Source organism: Shinella agrisoli (assembly GCF_046557955.1).
In the GTDB taxonomy this organism is placed as follows: domain Bacteria; phylum Pseudomonadota; class Alphaproteobacteria; order Rhizobiales; family Rhizobiaceae; genus Shinella.
Genome location: NZ_JBJIEP010000016.1, coordinates 122584 through 145223, shown reverse-complemented (window position 1 = coordinate 145223; position 22640 = coordinate 122584). Strand labels below are relative to the sequence as shown.

General features: G+C 61.5%; 23 protein-coding genes, 1 pseudogene and 1 riboswitch. Of the genes and pseudogenes, 10 read left to right on the top strand and 14 right to left on the bottom strand.

Annotated features, from left to right (window positions below; genetic code table 11):
• Nucleotides 1-39: 39 nt before the first annotated feature.
• The 5 genes from ACIIOY_RS17725 to ACIIOY_RS17705 form a co-directional block, all read right to left on the bottom strand.
• Nucleotides 40-975 (bottom strand): L,D-transpeptidase family protein, encoded by a 936-nt coding sequence (locus ACIIOY_RS17725; protein WP_411036022.1) that lies wholly within the window; start codon nucleotides 973-975, stop codon nucleotides 40-42.
• A gap of 191 nt (nucleotides 976-1166) precedes the next feature.
• On the bottom strand, nucleotides 1167-2078 hold the full coding sequence (locus ACIIOY_RS17720) for a PhnA-like protein (RefSeq protein WP_411036005.1): 912 nt from the start codon (nucleotides 2076-2078) through the stop codon (nucleotides 1167-1169).
• 135 nt (nucleotides 2079-2213) lie between these two features.
• Entirely contained in the window at nucleotides 2214-2792 is a 579-nt protein-coding gene (locus ACIIOY_RS17715; protein ID WP_411036004.1) for a YsnF/AvaK domain-containing protein, read from the bottom strand.
• On the bottom strand, nucleotides 2789-3070 hold the full coding sequence (locus tag ACIIOY_RS17710; protein ID WP_411036003.1) for a hypothetical protein: 282 nt from the start codon (nucleotides 3068-3070) through the stop codon (nucleotides 2789-2791). The genes ACIIOY_RS17715 and ACIIOY_RS17710 overlap by 4 nt, the downstream gene beginning before the upstream one ends.
• A 33-nt stretch (nucleotides 3071-3103) precedes the next feature.
• Complete coding sequence (locus ACIIOY_RS17705) at nucleotides 3104-3475, bottom strand: DUF2382 domain-containing protein (protein ID WP_411036002.1); 372 nt, start codon at nucleotides 3473-3475, stop codon at nucleotides 3104-3106.
• A gap of 219 nt (nucleotides 3476-3694) precedes the next feature.
• On the opposite strand from ACIIOY_RS17705, the gene ACIIOY_RS17700 reads away from it, so the two are divergent.
• Nucleotides 3695-4450 (top strand): NYN domain-containing protein, encoded by a 756-nt coding sequence (locus tag ACIIOY_RS17700; RefSeq protein ID WP_411036021.1) that lies wholly within the window; start codon nucleotides 3695-3697, stop codon nucleotides 4448-4450.
• Nucleotides 4451-4648: 198 nt separating this feature from the next.
• On the opposite strand, the gene ACIIOY_RS17695 is transcribed toward ACIIOY_RS17700, so the two are convergent.
• Entirely contained in the window at nucleotides 4649-5077 is a 429-nt protein-coding gene (locus ACIIOY_RS17695; RefSeq protein WP_411036001.1) for a GGDEF domain-containing protein, read from the bottom strand.
• 732 nt (nucleotides 5078-5809) lie between these two features.
• On the opposite strand from ACIIOY_RS17695, the gene ACIIOY_RS17690 reads away from it, so the two are divergent.
• The 6 genes from ACIIOY_RS17690 to ACIIOY_RS17665 all read left to right on the top strand — a co-directional run bounded on the left by ACIIOY_RS17690 (nucleotide 5810) and on the right by ACIIOY_RS17665 (nucleotide 12896).
• Nucleotides 5810-6328, top strand: a complete 519-nt coding sequence (locus ACIIOY_RS17690; protein WP_411036000.1) for a (2Fe-2S)-binding protein — start codon at nucleotides 5810-5812, stop codon at nucleotides 6326-6328.
• Entirely contained in the window at nucleotides 6325-7341 is a 1017-nt protein-coding gene (locus tag ACIIOY_RS17685; RefSeq protein ID WP_411035999.1) for an FAD binding domain-containing protein, read from the top strand. The genes ACIIOY_RS17690 and ACIIOY_RS17685 overlap by 4 nt, the downstream gene beginning before the upstream one ends.
• Nucleotides 7342-7350: 9 nt before the next feature.
• A complete protein-coding gene (locus ACIIOY_RS17680; RefSeq protein WP_411035998.1) occupies nucleotides 7351-9603 on the top strand; it encodes a xanthine dehydrogenase family protein molybdopterin-binding subunit in 2253 nt (750 codons plus the stop codon).
• On the top strand, nucleotides 9600-10745 hold the full coding sequence (locus ACIIOY_RS17675; RefSeq protein WP_411035997.1) for a catalase family protein: 1146 nt from the start codon (nucleotides 9600-9602) through the stop codon (nucleotides 10743-10745). Before ACIIOY_RS17680 ends, ACIIOY_RS17675 begins: the two co-directional genes overlap by 4 nt.
• Before the next feature lie 936 nt (nucleotides 10746-11681).
• Complete coding sequence (locus ACIIOY_RS17670) at nucleotides 11682-12254, top strand: sterol carrier protein domain-containing protein (protein WP_411035996.1); 573 nt, start codon at nucleotides 11682-11684, stop codon at nucleotides 12252-12254.
• A 423-nt stretch (nucleotides 12255-12677) separates the two neighbouring features.
• The gene (locus ACIIOY_RS17665; RefSeq protein ID WP_411036020.1) at nucleotides 12678-12896 is read left to right on the top strand and encodes a hypothetical protein; all 219 of its coding nucleotides are present in this window, start codon (nucleotides 12678-12680) and stop codon (nucleotides 12894-12896) included.
• Nucleotides 12897-13134: 238 nt separating this feature from the next.
• On the opposite strand, the gene ACIIOY_RS26815 is transcribed toward ACIIOY_RS17665, so the two are convergent.
• The 3 genes and pseudogenes from ACIIOY_RS26815 to ACIIOY_RS17655 all read right to left on the bottom strand — a co-directional run.
• Nucleotides 13135-13338 carry a hypothetical protein gene (locus tag ACIIOY_RS26815; RefSeq protein ID WP_502226622.1) on the bottom strand — a complete coding sequence of 68 codons (204 nt, stop codon included), beginning with the start codon at nucleotides 13336-13338 and terminating at the stop codon, nucleotides 13135-13137.
• Nucleotides 13339-13753: 415 nt separating this feature from the next.
• Entirely contained in the window at nucleotides 13754-14689 is a 936-nt protein-coding gene (locus tag ACIIOY_RS17660; protein ID WP_411036019.1) for an ABC transporter substrate-binding protein, read from the bottom strand.
• Nucleotides 14690-14732: 43 nt separating this feature from the next.
• A pseudogene (locus ACIIOY_RS17655) lies at nucleotides 14733-15470 on the bottom strand (ABC transporter permease); the annotation flags it as partial.
• 115 nt (nucleotides 15471-15585) lie between these two features.
• Nucleotides 15586-15688: riboswitch (TPP riboswitch) on the bottom strand.
• Nucleotides 15689-15946: 258 nt separating this feature from the next.
• On the opposite strand from ACIIOY_RS17655, the gene ACIIOY_RS17650 reads away from it, so the two are divergent.
• From ACIIOY_RS17650 to bioB, 3 genes are all read left to right on the top strand, one after another.
• On the top strand, nucleotides 15947-16612 hold the full coding sequence (locus tag ACIIOY_RS17650; RefSeq protein ID WP_411035995.1) for a GntR family transcriptional regulator: 666 nt from the start codon (nucleotides 15947-15949) through the stop codon (nucleotides 16610-16612).
• A 76-nt stretch (nucleotides 16613-16688) separates the two neighbouring features.
• On the top strand, nucleotides 16689-17249 hold the full coding sequence (locus ACIIOY_RS17645; protein WP_411035994.1) for a biotin transporter BioY: 561 nt from the start codon (nucleotides 16689-16691) through the stop codon (nucleotides 17247-17249).
• Nucleotides 17246-18193 (top strand): biotin synthase BioB, encoded by a 948-nt coding sequence (bioB, locus tag ACIIOY_RS17640; RefSeq protein ID WP_411035993.1) that lies wholly within the window; start codon nucleotides 17246-17248, stop codon nucleotides 18191-18193. Before ACIIOY_RS17645 ends, bioB begins: the two co-directional genes overlap by 4 nt.
• A 326-nt stretch (nucleotides 18194-18519) precedes the next feature.
• Here bioB and ACIIOY_RS17635 read toward each other — a convergent pair whose 3' ends face one another.
• The 5 genes from ACIIOY_RS17635 to ACIIOY_RS17615 form a co-directional block, all read right to left on the bottom strand.
• Nucleotides 18520-18828, bottom strand: coding sequence for a DUF1330 domain-containing protein (locus ACIIOY_RS17635; protein ID WP_411035992.1), 309 nt, complete (start codon nucleotides 18826-18828; stop codon nucleotides 18520-18522).
• Between the two features lie 46 nt (nucleotides 18829-18874).
• Nucleotides 18875-19783, bottom strand: a complete 909-nt coding sequence (locus ACIIOY_RS17630) for a 2-hydroxy-3-oxopropionate reductase (RefSeq protein ID WP_411035991.1) — start codon at nucleotides 19781-19783, stop codon at nucleotides 18875-18877.
• A gap of 58 nt (nucleotides 19784-19841) precedes the next feature.
• Nucleotides 19842-20639, bottom strand: coding sequence for an HpcH/HpaI aldolase family protein (locus tag ACIIOY_RS17625; RefSeq protein ID WP_411035990.1), 798 nt, complete (start codon nucleotides 20637-20639; stop codon nucleotides 19842-19844).
• 164 nt (nucleotides 20640-20803) lie between these two features.
• The gene (locus tag ACIIOY_RS17620) at nucleotides 20804-21511 is read right to left on the bottom strand and encodes an RraA family protein (protein WP_411035989.1); all 708 of its coding nucleotides are present in this window, start codon (nucleotides 21509-21511) and stop codon (nucleotides 20804-20806) included.
• A 128-nt stretch (nucleotides 21512-21639) separates the two neighbouring features.
• Nucleotides 21640-22563, bottom strand: a complete 924-nt coding sequence (locus tag ACIIOY_RS17615) for a LysR family transcriptional regulator (protein WP_411035988.1) — start codon at nucleotides 22561-22563, stop codon at nucleotides 21640-21642.
• Nucleotides 22564-22640: the final 77 nt, after the last annotated feature.

The following is a 22640-nucleotide window of genomic DNA, read 5'->3' as shown; positions in this document are numbered from 1 at the left end:
CTGCGCGCGTGATTTCGCTCGCCGCCGGCTTTGCACATCTCATTCGACGAATTCGACGGTGACGCCCGGCCTGACCATGCCGGCCAGTTCCTCGACATCCCAGTTCGTCAGCCGGACGCATCCATGCGAGCCGACCTTGCCGATCAGCAAGGGCTCGGGGGTGCCGTGGATGCCGTAGGTCGGCTCGGTCAGGTCGATCCACACGGTGCCCGCCGGACCGTTCGGGCCGCTTGGCAATTCGAGGATCTTCCTGTTCCTGCCCTGCTGGAAATTGATCTTCGGATTGTAGGTATAGGTCGGCATCCGCGAGACGCCCTTCACCTTGTGCGTCCCGGTCGGAGAGGGCGAATCCTCGCTGCCGATCGTGGCCGGATAGACCGTCAGCAGCGATCCGTCCTCCGCGAAGGCGAAGACCTGCGCCGAGTTCCGCCGGATCTCGATCCTGGCGACCGACCCGGTCTTGCGACCGGCGGGGATCGCCACGGCGATCGTCTCGCCCGGCTTGAAACTGGCCGTCGGGTTGAGCGCCTTCAGAAGACCGATGTCCATATGGAAGCGTTCGGCCAGCTTCTCGGCGATACTCGTATAGCCGAGATGGTCCAGCTTGGCTTGTTCGGCATAGTCTTTCGGAATGCTCCGCACGAGGTCCTTGCCGTCATCCTGCGTGATGGCATAGGCCTGGATGGCTGGAGCGTCGTCGGCCAGCCGCCCAAGCACGTGCGGATCCGGCTCGCCGTCAACCGGAAGGCCCTGGAGAGCCTCGAACCCCGCGATCGCCTTGTTGAGGTTCTCGCCGAAATACCCGTCGATCACGCCGGGAGAGGCGCCGGCACGGTCGAGCAGAACCTGGAGATGCACGATGGCCGGATGGGGATCTGCCGGCTTTTCCGCGGGAGCCTCCATCGGCACGGAGGCGATCGACGCGCCATTGACGGCCTGCGCGTCGATCGCGGCCGCCATCGCCGGACAGCACATCGCGACGATTGCGGAAAAGGCGAGGGTTCGAGACGTGTTGAGCATGGCTGAACCATCTGCAAATGCCGTCCTGTGAAAGAACGGCGCTGGTTCGACGAGACATGCAGGCGACGGACCGTCCGTCGCGAGCAATCTTCTCGTGGCTTGGTCGGGGGTGCAAGAAGGCCACCGTGTCTGGTGGCCTGTCTCGTTCAGATCGTGCGGCGCGTCGTCGTTTCGGCGAGCAGCAGAGCCTTCTTCGTGCCGAACGTGCCGCCGAACCAGCCGGCGACGGCGCCGAGCAGGAGAGTGAAGAAACCGAGGATCGCGCCGGTCGACACGGCCGCAGTCGCCGCCTGGGCAGCATCGATCGCCTGCTGCTTGGCCGCAGCGACATTGTCGCGATAGGTCTTCTCGTATTGCTCCACCTGAGCGCGGGCCTGTTCGACCGGGATGTTCTGGGCCCTGGCGATGGCGTCGGCGGCGCGGTTGCGGGCGTCGGCCGCGGACGCCTCGTCGCCCGTAACGGCGGCCTGGACGGCCGAGACTGCTGCATCACGAAGCGCTGCCGGATCGTTGCCGCCGGATGCATTGCGGATCTGCTGTTCGATTCCGGCCATCGGATTGGTCGAGGTGGCGAGCGCGGGGGCGACCGCCGTCGCGGCCGTTGCCGCCGTCTGCCCGACGCCGCCGACGATGCTGGAAAGCCCGCTGAAAGCGCCGCCGACCAGGGCGCCGACCGAGGTCGTCAGCAGGTAGAGGATGACGAGGGTCGTCACGGCCCAGGTCGTCACGCCCTGATAGCCGCCGGTCGAATGGCTCGGGCGGCCGGAAAGGCGGCTGGCGGCATAGCCGCCGACGAAGGCGGCGATGATGCCCGCCACGACGAACCAGAGTCCGCCGGCGATGGAGAAGGTGCTCGCTTCGGGATTGTCGGAGCTCACCGGATCGATGACCGCGGCGCCGATGCCCACGCCCAGAAGGTTGAGCAGGAACTGCACGGCGAGCGCCAGCACGACACCGGCGAAAATCGCGCCCCAGGACACCTTGTGCAGCGATGCCGTGAGGGAGGGATCGACATAGGCCGCTTCACGCGACACGTTGACAGAGACAGGTTCAGTCATGGTGGCATCCTTTTCATCACAGAAGCGTGAGTGCCACACTAACGCCGCAATCGGCGATGGGTTCCGGCGCTACCGTACGAAAGGCCGGCGAGGGGACGCCGGCCTTCGATATCGCTTGATCAGCCCTCGCGGCTGCTAGATCCGGTCTTTCGGAGGTGTACCGGAACGGTCGTCTTCCACCTCCACTTCGGTGCGCCGGACGCTGTCGTTGATCGTTTCCTCGCGCTGCTCGGCCGTCTTGCGGAGGGCGATTTCTTCGACGACGCGGGCATCCTTCGAAACGACGGCCTCTTCATGATGCTCCTCGGCTTCGATCGTGCGGTCGACAAAGGCATCTTCCGTACCGGTCACGGGACGATCGACGGAGCGGCGTTCGATGCTGACGTTCTCGTCGCGCAGCGACACCTGCTCGTTCACCGGGGTCTCCACCACGTAGGAGCGAACCCGCACGCGGCCGTGATTGAGGTCGCGCTTGCCCACCCGCAATTCTTCCTGGACCACAGGGATAACCTCTTCGCGGCCGCTGTCGGCAGTGGATGTGCCGGAGCCGGCGCTGCGGCCCGCGGCGGTGCCATACGAACCGGCGATCTCTTGCTGGTTCCAGCCCTCCGAGCGCCAGCTCTCGGCACGCTGCTCGAGATCGATGCTTCCTTCGTCGTCGAGGATATCGAGGACCTTGTCATAGTCGGCAGCGCTGACATCGCTGACGGTCACCAGATAGCCACCGCGGCGGAGACCTTCCGAATAGACCGCCCGGTCGTCGTCGGGAAAAAGAAGTCTTCCAGCTTTTCCCAGAAACTCCTGTGGTCGGAGGCAGCATCCGCCGGGGCGCCGGACTCCTCGCCGGCCACGAGGCGGATGCCGCTGCGGGAAATGCCGGCTTCGGCCAGGCGATCGACCGCCCTATCCGCGTCGCCGCGGTTTTCGAAGAACGCCGTAACCGTGTTCGACGACGAACTGCCATAGGTCGATGTGGTTTCACTGTACGTCATGAAGTGTCTCCTCTTCGTGAATTGATGACTGGCCTATTCTTCGGTTCGCTCGATCGTCGCGCGTTGCTTGCGAAGCTCGACCGGTATGGAAACGTCCTCGATCGTGGCGATGCGGCGGATACGGATCTCTTCGGCGAGCACCAGGCGCTTCTCGACGACGAGGATCTCTTCCATCACGGGCACGATGGTCACATCGCCTTCCGTCCGGATTCCCGGCGCTTCCGCTACCTCGCGGCCCACGGCAACCCTCGTCACCTCGACATCTTCCCCGCCGAGGCGGGCTTCAGCCAATTCGGTGACGGACGTCGTCGTGGTGCTGACACGCAGGCGGCCGTCGCTGACGGGTCGTTTGTCGACGACAAGCCGCTCTTCGATGAGCGAGAGTTTTTCAGGGGGTTCAGTCATCCGCGTTCCAGATCGTTGCGACATGCAATGAACGGGCGGAGTCAGAGGTTGTTCCTGAGAATGAAACATGTTCGGCATGTCAACGGGCAGACCCGGCGGATGCCTGTGCTCTCAAACGTCGAAGTTCGGCCGGACCTCTTGTTGCCTTCTGAACGCCGAACTATCGATCTCCCCTCACAGGCTGTATATTTTTCTGCGATTCCTTTGACAGGAGACTTTATGCCGTCCGAGCCACGTTCACCCCGCCTTGCCGTTCTCATCGATGCTGACAATGCCTCCGCGAAGATTGCGGATGGCCTGTTCGAGGAAATCGCCAAGATCGGCGAGGCCAGCGTCCGCCGCATCTACGGCGACTTTTCCAGCGTCCGTTCGAAGGCCTGGGCCGAGATCCTGTCCAAGCACGCCATCATTCCACAGCAGCAGTTCGCCTACACGACGGGCAAGAACGCTTCCGACATCACCTTGGTGATCGATGCGATGGATCTGCTGCACAGCGGTCGTTTCGACGGGTTCTGCCTCGTGTCGTCCGACAGCGATTTCACACGGCTTGCCGCGCGCATTCGTGAACAGGGCGTCGACGTGTTCGGATTCGGCGAGCAGAAGACGCCGGAAAGCTTCCGCCAGGCCTGCCGGCGGTTCGTCTACACGGAGAACCTGCTGCCCTCGGCGCCGGCGAACGAAGTCGAAGCTACCCCGAGCGCAAAGCCCCTTCAGCAGCCATCCGCCGCCGTGCCGATCATCCGGAAGGTCATTGCGCAGATGGAGAGCGAGGATGGCTGGGTGCCCCTCGGTGCGGTCGGCACGCATCTCGCCAACCTCGCGTCCGATTTCGATCCGCGCACCTACGGATTCCGGAAGCTCAGCGATCTTGTCCGAAAGACGAATGCCTTCGAGATCGATCATCCGCAAGGCGGCGCGCTGCGAATCCGCATCAAGCCGCAGACCAGGAAAAAGCCCGCGGCGAAGTCCTCGTAGAAGGAACCTGATTGCTGCTGTTCAGAATTTGATCACGTCGTAATTCGACCTAGTCCGCAACGACTCGGTGCATTCAATGATTTTCTCGCTGAATGGTCAATTGATTAGCAGATTCGAAAAAATATCGATCCTTTCCTTTGGCTTTTGCTTCATAGAGCAACTTATCCGCCGCAGATACCAAGCTGTCTAAGTCTGCAGTTACGCTGCGCCACACCCCCCGGCACTGGCCCGAACTTCCACGCAGCCTTGATCCAATACAACCGGCGCGCGCATCGTCGCTACCACACGATCGGCGACCGCTTTCCCGGCCCATTCTGTTCCTGCAATGACGAGGACGAATTTGTCTCCGCCGGTACGACAGACAAGATCCGCCTCCCTGACGCAGGACAGAAGTCTTCTCGCCGTTTCTAAGAGCACCTCATCTCCGGCAGCATGGCCATGGCTGTCATTGATCTGTTTGAACCCATCGAGGTCGACGGCGAGGACCGAGTATCCCTCGGCTGCGGTTAGCTTCGAGAAGCTCGCTCTCAGTCCCCGCCGATTAAGCAATCCTGTCAGTGCGTCTCGTTGAGACGCCCGCTCAAGATCGGCGAAGCGATTGTGCTCGTCGGTGAAATCGATTGCCATTCCGACGATTCTGAACGGCGTGCTGTTCGCATCACGAAGCAGCCGACGGTCGCACCTCACCCACCGTTCTCCTTCGATAGTGTCCAGCCTATACTCGGCAATGGCTTGGTCGACTTCCCTCGCAAGGAGAGGAGCGGCAGGTGGGCTCTCACGCTGCCATACGCTCACCTATCGGCCGAACCTGAAGGTATCTTCGCGTTGAGGTTACCAGGTGGTGGCTTCTCTCCAAACCTTCTGAACGAAGTTATGCGAGCCCTGGGCCGCAACAATACGCCGCTTCTCTCCGTGAGCGGCCTTTTGTTTGTCTTCGGGTCGCGCCGCGCAACGTTACGATGACGGTGCGAAACGCCAAGACGAGCGCGACCGCAGACTTGGCGTCTTATTCCATGATGCCCTTTGCACCGACGATGACAACGTCGGGCGCCAAAGCGGAACGGCGATGTCTGGATGCAGAAACATCGAGGAACAAAGAAACGCGTCGAGAGTTACGGATACGCCACTCCAGTTGGTTCAGCTCTTTGCCCCGCTCTGGCGGGGCATTTTGTTGTTCGCAGGAAGATATAGCAACCGCCGTAAGCACCATCGGCTTGAAGTCAGAGAGCCAGCAGTCGCCCGCAAGCCGTATTCGACACAGCGATGTGGCACTCCTTGCCGACGACGCGCCGGCACCTCGCGGAACAATGTCGATGACCCTTCGTTAGCGATCCATCCCGGCAACAAAAGGCAGAACCGATGGATAACGCTCTCGCACGCTCGGGTTTTCCCACCTGTCCCCTCGCCATTATTATCAACGGCACGCCCTACACCCTTGATATCCATCCGTGGACGACGCTGCTCGACCTCTTGCGCAACGACCTTGAACTGACCGGCACGAAAAAGGGCTGCGACCATGGCCAGTGCGGTGCCTGTACCGTCCTGATCGATGGCGAGCGGGTGAATTCCTGTCTCAAGCTCGCCGTCACGCTCGACGGCGCCGAAATCACCACCATCGAAGGCTTGGGCACCCCCGGCGACATGCACGCGATGCAAAAGGCGTTCGTCGAGCACGATGCCTTCCAGTGCGGCTATTGCACGCCCGGTCAGATCTGTTCGGCCGTCGGCCTCATGAACGAAGGCCACGCGCATGACCGCAGCGATATCCGAGAACTGATGAGCGGCAATCTCTGTCGCTGCGGCGCCTATACGAATATCGCCGATGCCATCGAGGACGTGCTGGGGAGCGCCAAGCGCTACGAGGAGGCAGCGGAATGAAACCCTTCTCCTACACCCGTGCCCAATCCGTCGGCGATGCGGTCGCCGCACTGGTCGCCAATCCGCAGGCGCAGCTGCTGGCCGGCGGCACCAATCTTGTCGACCTGATCAAATATGACGTCACGCAGCCGGAGGCCGTCGTCGACATCAACCGTCTGCCCTTGAAGGACATCAGGAAACTGCCGGACGGCGGACTGCGGATAGGCGCGCTGGTCAGCAATTCAGCGGTCGCTTACGATCCGCGCGTAAAGGAGCGCTTCCCGCTTCTGTCCAGCGCGATCCTTGCCGGCGCCTCCCCGCAGCTGCGCAATGCCGCAACAACCGGCGGCAACATTCTGCAGCGGACCCGCTGCTATTACTTCTATGACCCCTCTTCGCCCTGCAACAAGCGCAAGCCCGGCAGCGGCTGTCCCGCCATCGGCGGCCTCAACCGCATCCATGCAATCCTCGGCGCGAGCGATAAATGCATCGCCGTGCATCCCTCCGACATGTGTGTGGCGCTCGCCGCGCTCGATGCGAAGGTGGAGATCGAAGGGCCGGAGGGCCCACGGGAAATCCCCTTCTCCGATTTCCACCGCCTGCCCGGCGACGAGCCGGAAAAGGACAACACGCTCGCACATGGCGAGATCATTACCGCCATCCGGCTCGATGCCAATCACTTTGCCGGCCATCATACCTACCTGAAGCTGCGCGACCGCCTTTCCTACGCCTTCGCCCTCGTCTCCGTCGCGGCCGCGATACAGGCCACCGAAGGGCAGATCGTCGAATTGCGCATCGCGTTGGGTGGGGTGGCCCACAAGCCATGGCGCGATCGGCTTGCCGAGGCGGAGTTCGCCGGTGCGCCGGCCGATGACGAAACATTCAGACGCGTCGCCGACCGCCTCCTGTCGCAAGCGAAGGGCCAGGGCCACAACGACTTCAAGATCCCTCTCGCCCACCGTGCCATCGTTCGGGCCTTGCAGCAGGCCGCCAGCGGCCGGCCGCAGAATCAGACTCTCAAGGCAATCCAATAGGAGGCGGAGATGCTCAGCCAATCGAAAATCGTCGGCGTACCGGTTTCGCGCATCGACGGCCCTTTGAAGGTGACCGGCCAAGCACGATACGCGGCGGAACATTTCGCGCCCGGCATGCTGTTCGGACATGTGGTGCTTTCCACCATCGCCACCGGCCGCATCTTGGACATCGATACGGCTGCGGCCGATCGCTTCCCTGGTCTCGTCAAGATATATACCCACGAGAACCGGCCCAAGACAGCATATCGGGACAGCAAATGGAAGGACGCCGTCTCCCTTCCCGGCCATCCCTTCCGCCCGCTCGAAAACGACCGTGTGCTTTTCGACGGCCAGCCCGTGGCGTTCGTCGTCGCCGAAACCCCGGAAGCGGCGCGCGACGCCGCCGGGCTGATCGGCGTGCGATATGCGGCCGAAGAGCCGCATACAGACCTTGCCGCCCATCGGCAGGAAAGCTACGTCCCACCGGTTCCGCGGATGAAGCAGTTCATGCCGCCGCCACCGAGGGGCGATGCCGAAGCCGCCTTTGCCAGCGCTCTGCACAAGATCTCCGCAGACTACATCCTCTCCGGCGAACACCACAATCCGATGGAGCTCTTCGCTGCCTCCGTGGTCTTCGAAACGGATGGCGCTCTTACCATCCACGACAAGACGCAGGGTTCGCAGAACAGCCGAGACTATGTCTGCGGCGTCTTCGGCCTCGACCCGGACAAGGTGATCGTGAAGAACGATTTCGTCGGCGGCGCCTTCGGGCAGGCGCTGCGGCCGAAACACCACCTCTTCCTTGCCGTCATGGCCAGCCTCGATCTCAGCCGGTCGATGAAGGTGGAGATGACGCGGCGGGAGATGTTCTATCTGACCTGGCGGCCCTCCTGCATCCAGACCGTCTCGCTGGCCGCCGACGCCGACGGCTACCTGCAGGCGGTCATGCACCATGCCGTGCACGCCACCTCCTGCTATGAGGACTACCAGGAAAATGTCGCGAACTGGTCAGGGCTCGCCTACAAGTGCGACAATGTGAAGATCACCTACGAGATTGCCAAGCTCGACCTTGCAACGCCAGGCGACATGCGGGCGCCCGGCGCCGCCACCGGCATCACAGCGCTCGAAACGGCAATGGACGAACTCGCCTACGCGGTCGGCATCGATCCGCTCGACCTCAGGGTCCGCAACTTCGTTCATCGCGATCAAAACCAGGACAAGGCCATCACCTCCAAGGCGCTGCATGCCTGCTATCGCGAAGGAGCGGCGCGCTTCGGCTGGTCCAAGCGCTCGCCTGCGCCGCGCTCCATGCGCGACGGTAACGATCTTCTCGGCTGGGGCATGGCAGGCGGTATCTGGGAGGCGATGATGTCGAAAGGCGAGGCGAAGGTCCGCTTGTCGGCCGATGGCAAGGTTTCGGTCAGCGCCGCGGCTTCCGATATCGGCACCGGCACCTATACGATCCTCGGCCAGCTCGCGGCGGAAGCCTTCGATTGCCCCATCGACGTCGTGACGGTTGAAATCGGCAAGTCCGATCTTCCCAAGACCGGCGTCGAAGGCGGATCCTGGACGGCCGCGACGACCGGCTCGGCCGTCCAGGCGGCGGCGAAGGCGGTCGTCAAGACGCTTCTCGGCCACGCCCAAGCCATGGAAAACTCGCCGCTCGCCGAGGCGAGCGAAGAACAGGTTGAGATCGCCGAAGGGCGCCTCGTTCTGGAGAGCAATCATCAGATCGGCATCGCCATGGCCGACATCATGGGCGCAGCCGGCATCGACTCGATCGAGGAACATGCAAAGGCCGGCCCCGATATGCTGACCATGATGCGATATGCCTCCTATAGCCATTCGGCGGTCTTCGTCGAGGTGAAGGTCGATGAGGAACTGGGCATCGTGCGCGTCACCCGCGTTGTCAGCGCCATCGCCGCCGGTCGTATCCTCAACCCCAAGACCGCCCGCAGCCAGATTCTCGGCGGCGTCGTGATGGGCATCGGCATGGCGCTTCACGAAGAAGGCATGATCGACCATCGCACCGGTCGCATCATGAACCACAACCTCGCCGAATATCATGTGCCCGCCCATGCCGACATCCAGGATATCGAGGTGATTTTCGTCGAGGAAGACGACGACAAGGCAAGCCCGATCGGCGTGAAGGGCCTCGGCGAGATCGGCGTCGTCGGCGTTGCGGCCGCGGTTTCGAACGCGATCTTCCACGCCACCGGCAAGCGCATCCGCAACCTGCCGATCACTGTCGACAAGATCCTGGAAAGCGAGATCGTCCAATGACCAGCCGCCTCGCCGTCACACCGCTCCGCTATCACCCTGATGTCGAGCATATCCAGCCGGACGAGCCTCAAACCGCGCGCGACCTTGCCGAGACGGTGCTGTCCATCGCGCAGAAGACCTATGCGGACAGCGGCCACGCGACCCGCTCGGTGCATGCCAAGAGCCACGGCCTGCTCGCTGCGCGCCTCGAAATCCTTCTCGACCTACCGCGGGAACTCGCCCAGGGCATCTTCGCCGATCCGCTGGGCTATGAAGCCGTCGTCCGGTTCTCGACCACGCCGGGAGACCTTTTCCATGACAGCGTTTCGACCCCGCGTGGCATGGCTGTGAAGGTTCTCAACGTCGAGGGTGCCCGGCTACCCGGTTCCGAAGGATCGACAAGCCAGGACTTCGTACTCGTGAACGGCAGGGCGTTCAACTCGTCGAACGGGAAGGCATTTCTCAGGAACCTCAAAATGCTGGCGCTCACGACCGATCGTCTGGAGGGTACAAAGGAAATGCTCTCCAAGGTCTTAAAGGGGCTGGAGTCCGTGGTGGAGGCGGCCGGCGGCGAGAGCGCGATGCTGAAGTCGCTTGGCGGCAACCCGCAAACCCACATCCTCGGTGAGAGCTTCTTCTCGCAATTGCCGCTGCGCCACGGCGACCACGTCGCCAAGATCGCCGTCGTGCCGGCCTCGGACAATCTCCGGGCGCTTGCCGGCACGCGGCTGGATACCAGCGAGGATCCCGATGTCATCCGCCACGAAGTCGAGCGCTTCTTCGCGGAGCAAACGGCCGTGTGGCACCTGCAGGTGCAGCTATGCACCGATCTGGCGGAAATGCCGGTCGAAGGCGTGGAGACTTGGGATGAGAAGAAGAGCCCTTTCGTCACGATCGCCCGGCTCGTCGCCGAGCCTCAGCCGGCCTGGACCGAAGCGCGCTCCCAAGCCGTCGACGACGGCATGCATTTCAGCCCCTGGAACGGCATCGAAGCTCACAAGCCGCTTGGCGCCATCATGCGCCTGCGCAAGCTGGCCTATGAGAAATCCGCAGCTTTTCGTTCGCAGCGCAACGCGACATCGGTCGTTGAACCGCTTTCCTGTCCGTTCGCGGAAAGCGGCGCTGGCCAAAAGAGCGCGTCACTTGCAAATGGTGAGCAATGATGCGGTTCGATCCGGTCTAGTACGCACCAACTCAGATCTGCCCAGCGGAAGCGAAGCGCGCCTGTAGCCAAAGTCGCGCAAAGCTGTTTGCCGGCGCCCGTCCCGTCCGTCAGCTGCCATTCCGTCCAAGATACCCGTCCTTCTAGCCGGGACAAGTGGCATGAGGCTGAGGCTTGTGTTAGCTGCAAGCACCGCTGAAACCACAACTTCGGCAAACCGTCATGACCAAATTCCTGGCGGGATCGTACCGTGAGAGGGAAAGCTTGTTGTCATCGCGGCCGGGATAACTGAGCTCGGAAAATAAGCCAGCCAAGATGGTGGCCGCATCCTTGTCGCGATCGCGACGGTTCGCCGAATATGAAGGCCGCTCTATACCGGCCCTTCTGGTGTGAGCGCGTCCATGGGAAACCCCATGAAAAAGCAAGGAGCGCCCGGCCGCAAAACGTCGATCCAACGATCAGCGGGACGGCCGATCGCGAAGCTCAGATACACCATATTGACCGGCTTGATCGGGTAGCCCGCGCCGTCTCCACGAATGACAGTGACATTGCCTCGGTCTTCCAGCGCTTCATTAGGAGTAAGAGCCTAAAGGAGCAATGATCGCAAATGACGCATTCCGGGCGTCCCTGTCAGAGCGGTAGCTGTCCGAACGGCACCACGCATGTGGTCAAGGGTGTGAGGCAAACAGCGTGTACCGTCCGTCAAAATAAAACGATCCATCAACAAGCCTGAACCAGATCTCTCTAGCCTGTTGAGATATCTGCATGCGGTCGCGTGCCGATCAGTCCATATTACGCAGCGAAGGAAAAATTCAGGTTCGTCAAATCAGCACTCGTGACACCATATAGAGTAATTGTAGAGTATTCGCTGATTGAGATGATCGTATCACCATTCGCATCCAAAATCTTAGAAGAAAGCTCCTCGTAACTTTGATATGTGCTTCCTGAAATCCTGCGCTTCCATATCGAGCCATCGGACAATTGGTTCACATCCTCGCAACGCACCGTGATCGTCGATGATCTCGTCGCCCATGACGATGAGGCATGGCGGGGCCTGATCGGCCATCTCTTCACACAGGATATCCTGCATCGCGCCGTTTTCCCGTCCCGGCCGATCGACGACCCGTTGCCACTGCTTCTGCGTAACCCGCGAACCTTGGCAATATCCGGACAACGGGACGAAAGCTGGATACGGCCTCTCGACCTCGCCGCCTTGCTCTCCGCCCGCCGGTTTGGCGGAACGCGGCAGATAGCGATTGCCGTCAAGGACGATCTTTTCCCCGACAACGAAGGAACCTGGTCTATCGGCCCAAAGGGGGCTGTAAAGACCAAAGAGCGACCGGAAGCAAGGACCGCCATCGCCGAACTGGCCGTACTCGTCTTCGGCGCGAGCCAGGCATCAGCCCTCCAGGCGTCCGGCCGTATCTGGTCAGCCTCCGCGAAGGTAAAGGAAGAGCTCGACTTCACATTTGCCAACAACCATCATCCTCACTCAGGAATTTCATTTTAAAACCGATATGGTAATCGGGTTAAATCGAAGCTCAATTAGCTTTTCTTCTAAGAAGCTTTACGAAATCTCCTGCACGTGCCCGAATTTATACAGCATTCCAATAGAATGTAGACATGTAGGTGATAGACAAACCGGCCATGGTGCGACACTAGGTTTGATCAAAAAGCTCTTGAACGGATTCGAACCGTCGCCCACAAGGTCGGTTAACTAATTGATTGAATTGGAAATATTTGAGGACTGCAACAGCAGTTACGTTCCCGGGGTAGTCTGCTGATCGGAGCGACATGGATCGCGTACGCTCCCAACGCCGTCGCCAGGACCGCCCCCTTTAGGACCGTCATTCATTGATGGTTCAGCCTGCCGAGTGCATCTTTGGGTGAGAGCCTATAGATTATGTCGATCGATAATGGATTTCTTGACAGTATGACGCCCGCCCGCTTCTCGGAATGCCTTCTCCTCATCCGCTGGACACCGATCAACATGGCTTCCGCGTTGCAATGTGAGCTTTCATGGATTGAAGCATTGGAAACAGGAAACGAGGAGGTCCCGGCGGGGCTTGCCGCATGGCTGGAGACCCTAGCGAAGATTCACGCTGAACTACCACCGCCAACGACTTATCGCGGGAAGAGATCGAAGTTTTGATGCTCCCCTGCTAATTTCCGACGTTGTGCGCACCGCTAATGCCCCTCACCGGATGACGGGTCGGGAATAGCGACGATTGTTGAAACAGGTATTCTTCAATGGTGCTGCAAGCCCGTGAACAAAGTGGGAATGCACGCAATAAAGGCGTCACTGGACGCGATAAACGAATCTTGTTGTCGTGTCGTCGAAGATGGAAATTATCCCGAGCGATAAAGTCTTCGTATGGCAAAGGTCTCATCTATGGAAAGATAGCCGCAACGACGCAAAAATTCGAATAACTGGGCGGAACGATCCCTAAGCCGACGGCATAGAACCAGATGCCGGCAATATCTCTGGGCCGCACATTGGCCGCCCAGCGGGAGGCGACGCCCTCGTCGCCGTGCAGGACGCGCCGCACGCTATAGGTTTGCATGGCCGGCCGGCATTCTTCCACCGGCCATATCTGCCGCCAGGAAAACGTCGTTGCTGCATCGGCCTACCCGCTGTCGCCGGTCATGACAAGAGTGCTGTGCGGCCGGATTTCCCGGCCGCCTACGGCCCTTGCAAGGGGATCGGGCAAATCCTTTCCCTATTATCCGAGGGCTGGTTCAAACCTGTGCCGGAATGGAATGAAGAGCGCGTATTCATGCACCGAGCGTTCTGAGATTGACCACGAGCCCCTCAGCATTCCTGACAAATGCTTCCACTTCGCCCAGCGAGCAAGTCATGGACCGAATAGCGCCCAATGTGAACAGGCCGTTCACCACGAGCTTTTGAACTACTGTGTGCACGACAGCGAACGCACGGGACCGTGTCCGCGCGTTCCAGCAGGTCGGCTGCCTGCATCGGCAGGTCCGCGCTTAGGAACAATTGTGGGCTTATCGCAGTTCGACCGCGATGTCGGCGAGCGCCGGCTCGGACTTGATAAGCCCGTTCTTCGCAAGGAATTTGCCGAAGCGCTCATAGCGTCCGCTATCAAGCGCGGCGGGGCGCTTGGCAAAACGCGGCAAGGTGTCGGCCCATGCCCGCCGGTTCAACTCGTCATCCAGATCGGGATAGGCGCGGATGAAGAGTTCCCAGCTTTCTTGCGGATGATTGGTAAGGTAGATCGCTCCCTTCTCGACGGCATCAAGGAAGCGGACGAGGCGTTCATCCGAGACCAGATCCGGGCGAGTGACGAAGATCAGTTCGTCATAGACGGGAACACCGTAATCCTCCGGGAAGAACGCCTTGCCCTCGTGCCCCCCCAACCGCATCTGTGTCAGCTCGAAATTGCGAAAGCCACCGATGGTGGCCTCGACCTTGCCACCGATCAGCGATGCCGTCAGCGCGAAGTTGACGTTCACGAGCTCTACGTCATCGGACTTCACGCCTGCGTTCGACAGCATCGTGGAAAGGATCACGCCCTCGAAGCCCGACACAGAAAACCCGACGCGCTTGCCGGCCAAATCCCTGAGGTTCTTGATCGGGCCATCGGCCAGAACGGTCAATGTGTTAAGCGGCGTTTCGACGAGCGTCCCGAACCGCACCAACGGCACACCAGCCTCATGGTCGAGATAGAGATTAGGTTGGTAGTGCACACCGATCTCCGCCTGCCCGGAGGCGACGGCACGCGGCACGATCGACGGATCGGCCGGCGGCAGCAGTTCGACCTCGAGCCCCGCCTTCTCGAATAGGCCGAGTTCCCGGGCGACGACGAGAGGCGCATGGTCTGGATTGACGAACCATTCGAGCAGCACGGTCAGTTTGTCCTGGGCAGCGACCGGGCCGGCCAGCACGAGGCTGGCGGCCAGGGCAAGGGCAGTCTTGCGGATCATGAGAGGCTCCATTTGCGATGTAGAAGTGAGGGGTTGATTGCTCCTGAACCCACGGAGCGAGGTGCGGTCCGAGCGCGTCAACGACATGGCGTAGAAAGAGCGTGAGGGCCGCCAGGATCGTCATGGCCGCGAACACCATGTCGGTCTGCATGCGCGCATTGGCCTGGATCATGACGAAGCCGAGCCCTGCCGAAGCTCCGACCCATTCACCGACCACTGCTCCCAGGGGAGCGAGCGGGGCGGCCACGCGCAGACCGGACACGAGCGCCGGCATGGCGAGCGGAACGCGCACATGCAGCAGGGCCTGCCAGTGGCTGGCGTCTGTCAGCGCCGCCGCGTCGAGCAGGTCTTGGTCGATACGACGCAGACCGTCGGCGAAGGACGATGTCACCGGGAAGAAGATGATGAGCATCGCCATGACCACTTTGGATGGCATTCCGAAGCCCAGCCAGATGACGAGCAGCGGCGCGATGACGAAGACCGGAAACGCCTGCAGCACGAGCACGATCGGCCAGACGAGACGCCCAAGCCGCGGCAGGGCGGCGATGCCCAGCGCGGTCAATGCACCGAGGATGGAGCCGAACGCGAACCCCGCCAGGATCTCTGCGAGCGTAACCAGCGTGTTTTCGAACAGATAGGCAGGCTGCCGCCGCATGGCCGCCAGCACGTCCAGCGGTGCCGGGAGAATATAGCGCGGCGGCGACCAGATCCAGACGATCGCCTGCCACGTCGCAAGCAATGTCACCAGCGTCCGCAGGATGGACGAAAGCGTTCCCATCCACTCAGCTTCAGCCGGCCGGTCTGGTTTTGGTGATTGCTTGGTGCGGCATTGGCGATCTCCCGAGCGTCATCACGGAGATCCAGGCAAGCGAAGAATGGAGAAAGGGGGCGATGGCAGCCCCTTGTTCCGTTCCTACGCCGGCATGACCCGGATCAGGTTCAAGGGTCCGGCTCACCGCCATCTCAGCGCCGTTCGACGCTCCCCTCGGAATAGTGCGATCTATTCAGTGAAAGGGGGCGGCGTCAAGCTGGTATCCTGCGCTGCGTTGCATAATAAGTTCGCGCGAGATCCATGGAGCTGACGAGTGGCGCCTCAAACTTTGTGTCCTTTCGCAATGGGACGTCGTGCGAAATCGGTAGCCAATATCGAAATAGCAAGTTGCCGTTGACCTTTGACTGGCTTTTCCGCGGAAATTTTCCTGCAGCAATCGTCTCCTCCTTGCTAGGCGCGCAGCTTCTGAATTATCTATAATCATGAGTAAAGCCGACGATACAGTGGTAAGAAAGATCGAAGCCACGCTTACCGAGAGGATCGTTTCGGGCCGATTGCAGCCGGGATCGCGTCTGCGACAGGACCATATCGCCGAAGAGTTCGGGGCCAGTCACGTGCCAGTGCGGGAGGCTTTCCGACGGCTTGAGGCCAAGGGCCTGGCCTCCAGCGAACCTCACAAGGGTGTTCGCGTAACCTCTTTCGATGTGGCAGAGCTACGCGAGGTGGCGGAGATGCGTGCCTCGCTTGAGGCTCTCGCCCTGAAACACGCTGGCCCAAAGCTCACGCTGGCGCTCCTGGCAAAGGCCGAGGAAGCTACCGTTCATGCGGAGCAAGCACGGAACGTACGGGATTGGGAGAAGGCTAACCGCGCGTTTCATCGAATGATTCTCGAACCATGCGGCATGCCGCGCCTGCTTGCGACGATAGACGACCTCCATCTCGCGAGCGCCCGCTTTCTTTTCGCCGCGTGGCGTTCGGATTGGGAGGCGCGCACGGACCATGATCACCGCGCGATCCTTACAGCGCTTCGCCGCGGACAAACTGACGTAGCGTGCGATATTCTCGCCCGTCATGTTGGCTGGATGGGGCGCCGCACCGGCCCGCGACCCAGCGTGGAAATCCAGGTGGCTGAAAAGCTTCTCGACTAATTATCTATAATCTCTGTTGCCTCATGCATCGAATCCAAATTGTTATAGATTATCTGTAGCAACTGGAGATGTCTCGATGCATCAGTCAGCCGCCATACGTCATCGCCCGTCCAATGTCCTGCGCTATTGGGGGCTCGTCATCGGCGCCGCTGCGCTGATCGCTGTCAGCGCCAAAGTGCAGCTGCCGTTCTGGCCGGTACCCATGACATTGCACACGCTGGCGGTGCTCACTCTTTCGGTGGCAATGGGGCCTCGCCTCGGTCTGGCTGCGATGGCGGCATATCTCGGCGCCGGGCTTACCGGCTTGCCTATCTTCTCCGGTTCTCCCGAGCGCGGCATTGGCCTGTCCCATGCGCTGGGTCCGACCGGCGGCTACCTTTTGGGGTTCCTCGCCGCCAGCTGGCTAACCGGGTGGCTGGCCAGCAACGGGAGCGCTCTTCGAATTGCAGGTGCCATGCTTGCGGGCCTTGCCGTCGTCTACGCCGCCGGGCTTGCCTGGCTCGTAGCCTTCGTGCCCGCACGGTCCCTGATCTCCACAGGGCTTGCTCCGTTCCTTCTCGGCGATCTGCTCAAGACCGGTCTCGGTGTGGCGCTGATCTGCGGCTGGCGCAGCCTGCGGAGCGGGGCTGCCCGATGATCCGCACCGACTGGAGCATTGAGGAAGCGCAGGCGGTTCACGACCTGCCCTTCCCCGACCTGATCCACCGCGCCCAAGAGGTTCACCGCCGCAACTTCGATCCGACCGTGATCGAGACCGCGAGCCTGGTCTCCATCAAGACAGGAGGCTGCCCTGAAGATTGCGGCTACTGCTCGCAAAGCGCCTACCATGACACAGGCGTCAAAGTGACGAAGCTGATGGACCTTGACGAGGTCCTGAAGGCAGCGCGGCGAGCGAAAGCTTCGGGAGCCCAACGGTTCTGCATGGGCGCCGCATGGCGAAACCCGAAGGATCGCGACATGGACAAGCTTTGCTCCATGGTAAAGCGCGTTCGGGAAATGGGCCTGGAGACCTGCATGACGCTCGGCATGCTGTCGCCGGGTCAGATCGAGAAATTGAGGGCTGCCGGCCTCGATTTCTACAACCACAACATCGATACGTCTCCCGACTATTATCGGGAGATCGCGACCACGCGGACGATGGACGATCGTCTCGAAACTGTTGATCGCGTGCGCAGGAGCGGGATCAAGGTGTGCTGCGGCGGCATCCTGGGCATGGGCGAAGAAGTCGTGGATCGAATCTCGATGCTTGTCACCCTCGCAACCCTGCCAACCCACCCCGACAGCGTCCCGATCAATCTCTGGAACGAGATCGGCAATACCCCCGTCCAGAAGCGGGCGAAACCTGTCGATCCCTTCGCTCTTGTTCGGACCGTCGCCCTTGCGAGGATACTGATGCCGCAGAGCGTCGTGCGCTTGTCCGCCGGCCGGACCGGCATGAGCGAGGAGCTTCAGGCGCTCTGCTTTTTGGCGGGAGCGAATTCCATCTTTGTGGGCGACGTCTTGTTGACGACAGGCAATCCAGCCGCATGGCAGGATCAGCAGATGATCGACAAATTGGGAATGCGGTTTGCACCCGCCTAGGTACGGTCTATGTCAATAGCCGCTGAATTCGGTCGCGCATCGTCACTTTGATGCCAGGCTATAACCCATAAATTCGAATGGCTGAGATGGCGTGGGAAACGGGCCGCAAAACTGCCGTTCACCTAGCCAACGAGCCTCGGCAAGACGCCTTCGCTTCGGATATCTACACTTCGTTGACCAGTTCCAGAGCGCGCAAAATTGTGCAGCGGTTTTGCGGTCACGATATGCGTAAAACAAAGACCTAAAGCGTAGGGAGCTGATCCGAAAGATCGTGATACGCACCCGGTCGATCACGAACCTCACTTCAATGATGAGCGCCCACGTTTTCAGGCCGGAGTTGGGCCATCCGGCAAACCTTCGACGATAATGAACTCGCCAACGCCGTGCCCGTCGCGGAGACGCTTGGCCTGACGATATTCGGTTGAGTAGTAGCATTCTAGCGCAGCTTCGTAGGAGGGAAACTCCCAGATCACATTGCGGGCGCGGCCGATGCCTTCCAGCGCCTCCGACTTGCCGCCGCGGGCAAGGCAGACGGCCTTATACTTGCGGAAAGCGGCGGCATTGGCCTCGACATACTTCCCGTATTCCTCGGCATTGCCGACGTCGACATGTGCGATCCAGTATCCTTTTGCCATCTTCGCCTCCCTGGTCGTCCGGTGGTCCGCGGGTTGCCGCGTCGTCTCAGGCGTCCGTCCCACGGGCCGCGAAATCCGGCAATTCGTGGCCCGCAAGCTGCTCAAGCGCGCGGATCAGCCCCGAATGATCCGCATGACGGCCGCCACTCGCCACACAGGCATTGAAGAGCTGCTGCACGGTGGCCGTATTCGGCAGGCTCATCCCGAGATGCCCGGCCGTTTGAAGTGCGAGCGCAACGTCCTTCTGGTTAAGCTCGATGCGGAATCCCGGCTCGAAGGTGCGTTCGATCATGCGCAACCCATGCACTTCGAGAATACGGGAATGGGCAAAGCCGCCGAGCAGCGCCTTGCGAACCCGTCCCGGATCGACGCCCGCCTTCGATGCCAGCAGCAGCGCCTCGCCGACAGCCTCTATGGTCAGGGCCACGATGATCTGGTTGGCGACCTTGGCTACCTGCCCCGCGCCGTTTTCGCCGACATGCGTGATGTTCTTCCCTAGAACCTCGAAAACCGGCCTGATGCGTTCGAACACATCGGCCGCGCCGCCCACCATGATGGAAAGCGTGGCGGCCCTGGCGCCGGTCTCGCCGCCCGAAACGGGCGCATCGAGATAATCGGCACCGAGCGCTTGGACCCGGACTGCAAAATCGCGAGTCGCCATCGGCGAGATCGAACTCATGTCGACGACGGTTTTCCCGGCGGACAGACCCTCGGCTATGCCATCCGCACCGAAAAGCACCTCTTGAACGTCGGGAGTGTCTGGCACCATGGTGATGACGACGTCGCAGCTCTCCGCAAGCGCGCGTCCGGAGGCGACGGGCTTCACGCCCGCCCCGGCAGCGTCCTCCGGTACGCCCCGCCGCCCGTAGGCGGAAAGTTCGTAACCGGCGGCAAGGAGATTGAGCGCCATCGGCTTGCCCATAATGCCGAGGCCGACAAATCCGATCTTCGTCATGGTTCCTCCCGCGAATACAAGGCCGGGCCGTTCGTCCCGGCACGCTCAGGCAGTGGCTTCAGGACTTGCGCTTCGGATCGGCCTTGCGGACCGTCGTCGACCGGCTTTTTGCCGCGTTCATCATGAAGGCGAGATCGTTGCCGCACAGTACGAAACGGAAGCCGAAGATCAGATATTCGGCGATCAGCGCCTCCGAATAGACGCCAGCAAGCCCCGGCCATTTACCGGCGTCTATGCACGCCTTCGCCACCGCCTTCAACGCCTCGACATAGCGGGGATGGTCGAAGGCGCCGGGCACGCCCAGCTCGGCGCACAGGTCGTTCGAGCCGACCATCAGCACGTCCACACCCTCGACCGCCGCAATCTCGCGCGCATTGGCGACCCCTTCCGGCGACTCGATCATGACGACGATCAGCGACGCTTCGTTGACGGCGGCGATCGTCTCTTCCATCGGCATCCCCCGGAAGGCGAAATGCGGCATCGCGCCCACCACGGAGCGGTGGCCGAGAGGCGGATATTTGAGGCGCCCGACGATCTCCCGCGCCTCATCCACCATGTCCACATGGGGCACGACGATGCCGACGGCACCATTGTCGAGCAGCCGCGTGGCGATCGAATATTCGCCCTTCGGCACACGCGGCAGCGGCGAGATGCCGGCATTCAGCGCGGCAACCGACATCTGCGACGCTGTGTCGATCGAAATGGCGCCATGTTCCAGATCGATGAAGAGCCAGTCGAAGCCGGCGGTCTTCATCATGTCGGCCACCTCCACGGTCCGCGACAGGCGGATACCAGCGCCGAGCGCCAGTTCACCCTGTTTGAGCTGGTCCAGTGCGGGATTGCGCAGCTTCTGCATCTTGTCCTCCAGGTCATCCGCCGGATGACGGAACGATCACGGACGCGCCACCGGCCCGGCGGGACTTCACGTCCCGCCACCGCATTCGGCAAGAAATCGCCGTCATCCACTCGGAATTGCGAAAGCGGGCCGGCTTCGGCTAGCTCCCCTGCCCGTTCGAGCCCTCAGACAGGGCATCCCTTGGCTCTCAGGATGGAATCGAAACGCTCGGGATCGATGTCGCCGACCTTGTTGCCCTGCGAGGTTCTCTCCTCCTTTTCCCGCTGCTTCTCGATGAGGGGCCAAACGGCATCGAGGTCCGCGGGGGGAACGGCCACTATTCCGTCGGCATCGCCGATGACGAGATCGCCGGGATTGACGACCAGGCCGGCGCAGCTGATCGTGACGTTGATCTCGCCCGGCCCGTCCTTGCTGGGCCCGCGGTGCGTATGCCCCCTTGCCCAGATCGGCATCGTTCCCTTGGCCCAGTCGGCGAGGTCGCGGATGGCGCCGTCGATGACGAAGCCGGCGACTTCCCGGAAGTGACCGGTGATCTGCATGTTGCCGCCGATCAGCGCCTGGGTGACGTCACCGCCGCCGTCGATGACGAGCACGTCGTTCTTCTTCGCGATCTGGAGCGCCTTGTGGATCATGAGGTTGTCGCCCGGCCGCACCCGTACAGTCAGCGCCCGTCCGACCATCATCAGCGAAGGATCGTTATGGTAGGTGTTGAGACCCATCGTGCCGATCGAACGGCCGAGCACGTCGCTCACCCAGGACGTCGGCACGCCGCGGAACTTGTCGAGCCAGGCATCCGACGGTCCCTTGCTGCGCGGATTGATGGCGAATCCCGGCGGCCAGGACGTCTTTTTGCTTTCTACCTTCTGATCCATCGAACTCCTCCTCGATCTTTGCAGGCAGGGTGGTGCCTTCATCCGCTTGCGAGCCTATGGGGCTTTGCCGCAGACGGCCAATGCCAAATCGACATCGATCGTTGCACACCCCGGCAGCGTGCGCCGGTCTATTTGTCGGTGTCGTAAATCTCCCTGAGATAGGACCAGAAACGCTCCACCGTCGGGCTTTGTCGCAGCCGCGGCCGGAAAATCCGTATGATGATGGGGATGTCCCATTTCTCCTCGCCTGCCCGCACGAGCTCGCCACTTTGCAGAAAGGGCTGCACAAGGCTGAGCGGCAGCCAGGCGAGGCCGCGCCCGTTGCGCGCCATGGCGAGCAACACGGTCGCGACATGCGACGTGAAAACCGTCGTCAGCCAGGTTGGCGGTGCATCCTGCGCCTGGGTGGCCGCCACGATGCGGCCCATTCCCGATGTCGGGCTGTAGGAGACATAGCTCGTCGGCGCCTCCATGGTTCCGGGCAATGCGTGCCGCGGCTCCCCGCCGCCTTTCATCTCCGGTACGCTTACCGGAACGAGAACGTCCTCGCCCAGGTCGATCCAGCGGAACTGTCTCGGCTCGAGCGCTGTGGCGGCGGCCGGATGGTGATGGCAGAGCAGGAAATGCGCCTCCCCCTGCAGGATCTTGCGCTCGCAGGCCGCCATGTTGTCGGCGACCAGGCTGACGGTCGCTTCAAGAGCGGCATGTTCCTCGATATGGCGCAGCCAGTCCGGAAAGAAGTTGATCGACAGGACATGCGTCGACGCGAAGCGCAGGGTCTCGGCCGCAGACTGGGCCGCGGACCGCGCCTGCTCGCGCCCGAGATAGACCAGGCGGATCACCTCCTCGGCGATCGGCTTGAACTGCTCCCCAGCACTCGTCAGTTCGATGCGATGCGTATAGCGATTGAAGAGCGGCGTGCCGACCCACTCCTCCAACGTCCGCACCCGGCGGCTGAAGGCGGGCTGGGTGATGTTCCGCCGTTCGGCAGCGCGGGAAAAGTGCCCGGTCTCCGAAAGTGCCATGAAGTCTTCTAGCCAGACGATTTCCATTACGCGTCACAATCCTCCTCACAATCCTCCCATGACATGCCTTCTCTTAGGGCAGACCTTACTCCGTCGCAATTCGA

What these genes read in the sequence shown, in the direction of transcription:
- ACIIOY_RS17650 (WP_411035995.1), top strand. Translation starts at nt 15,947, where the DNA reads ATGAGTAAAGCCGACGATACAGTGGTAAGAAAGATCGAAGCCACGCTT.
- bioB (WP_411035993.1), top strand. Translation starts at nt 17,246, where the DNA reads ATGATCCGCACCGACTGGAGCATTGAGGAAGCGCAGGCGGTTCACGAC.
- ACIIOY_RS17625 (WP_411035990.1), bottom strand. Translation starts at nt 20,639, where the DNA reads ATGCAGAAGCTGCGCAATCCCGCACTGGACCAGCTCAAACAGGGTGAA.
- ACIIOY_RS17630 (WP_411035991.1), bottom strand. Translation starts at nt 19,783, where the DNA reads ATGACGAAGATCGGATTTGTCGGCCTCGGCATTATGGGCAAGCCGATG.
- ACIIOY_RS17725 (WP_411036022.1), bottom strand. Translation starts at nt 975, where the DNA reads ATGTGCTGTCCGGCGATGGCGGCCGCGATCGACGCGCAGGCCGTCAAT.
- ACIIOY_RS17665 (WP_411036020.1), top strand. Translation starts at nt 12,678, where the DNA reads ATGACGCCCGCCCGCTTCTCGGAATGCCTTCTCCTCATCCGCTGGACA.
- ACIIOY_RS17675 (WP_411035997.1), top strand. Translation starts at nt 9,600, where the DNA reads ATGACCAGCCGCCTCGCCGTCACACCGCTCCGCTATCACCCTGATGTC.
- ACIIOY_RS17705 (WP_411036002.1), bottom strand. Translation starts at nt 3,475, where the DNA reads ATGACTGAACCCCCTGAAAAACTCTCGCTCATCGAAGAGCGGCTTGTC.
- ACIIOY_RS17620 (WP_411035989.1), bottom strand. Translation starts at nt 21,511, where the DNA reads ATGGATCAGAAGGTAGAAAGCAAAAAGACGTCCTGGCCGCCGGGATTC.
- ACIIOY_RS17645 (WP_411035994.1), top strand. Translation starts at nt 16,689, where the DNA reads ATGCATCAGTCAGCCGCCATACGTCATCGCCCGTCCAATGTCCTGCGC.
- ACIIOY_RS17720 (WP_411036005.1), bottom strand. Translation starts at nt 2,078, where the DNA reads ATGACTGAACCTGTCTCTGTCAACGTGTCGCGTGAAGCGGCCTATGTC.
- ACIIOY_RS17700 (WP_411036021.1), top strand. Translation starts at nt 3,695, where the DNA reads ATGCCGTCCGAGCCACGTTCACCCCGCCTTGCCGTTCTCATCGATGCT.
- ACIIOY_RS17615 (WP_411035988.1), bottom strand. Translation starts at nt 22,563, where the DNA reads ATGGAAATCGTCTGGCTAGAAGACTTCATGGCACTTTCGGAGACCGGG.
- ACIIOY_RS17680 (WP_411035998.1), top strand. Translation starts at nt 7,351, where the DNA reads ATGCTCAGCCAATCGAAAATCGTCGGCGTACCGGTTTCGCGCATCGAC.
- ACIIOY_RS17685 (WP_411035999.1), top strand. Translation starts at nt 6,325, where the DNA reads ATGAAACCCTTCTCCTACACCCGTGCCCAATCCGTCGGCGATGCGGTC.
- ACIIOY_RS17710 (WP_411036003.1), bottom strand. Translation starts at nt 3,070, where the DNA reads ATGACGTACAGTGAAACCACATCGACCTATGGCAGTTCGTCGTCGAAC.
- ACIIOY_RS17635 (WP_411035992.1), bottom strand. Translation starts at nt 18,828, where the DNA reads ATGGCAAAAGGATACTGGATCGCACATGTCGACGTCGGCAATGCCGAG.
- ACIIOY_RS17690 (WP_411036000.1), top strand. Translation starts at nt 5,810, where the DNA reads ATGGATAACGCTCTCGCACGCTCGGGTTTTCCCACCTGTCCCCTCGCC.
- ACIIOY_RS17695 (WP_411036001.1), bottom strand. Translation starts at nt 5,077, where the DNA reads ATGGCAATCGATTTCACCGACGAGCACAATCGCTTCGCCGATCTTGAG.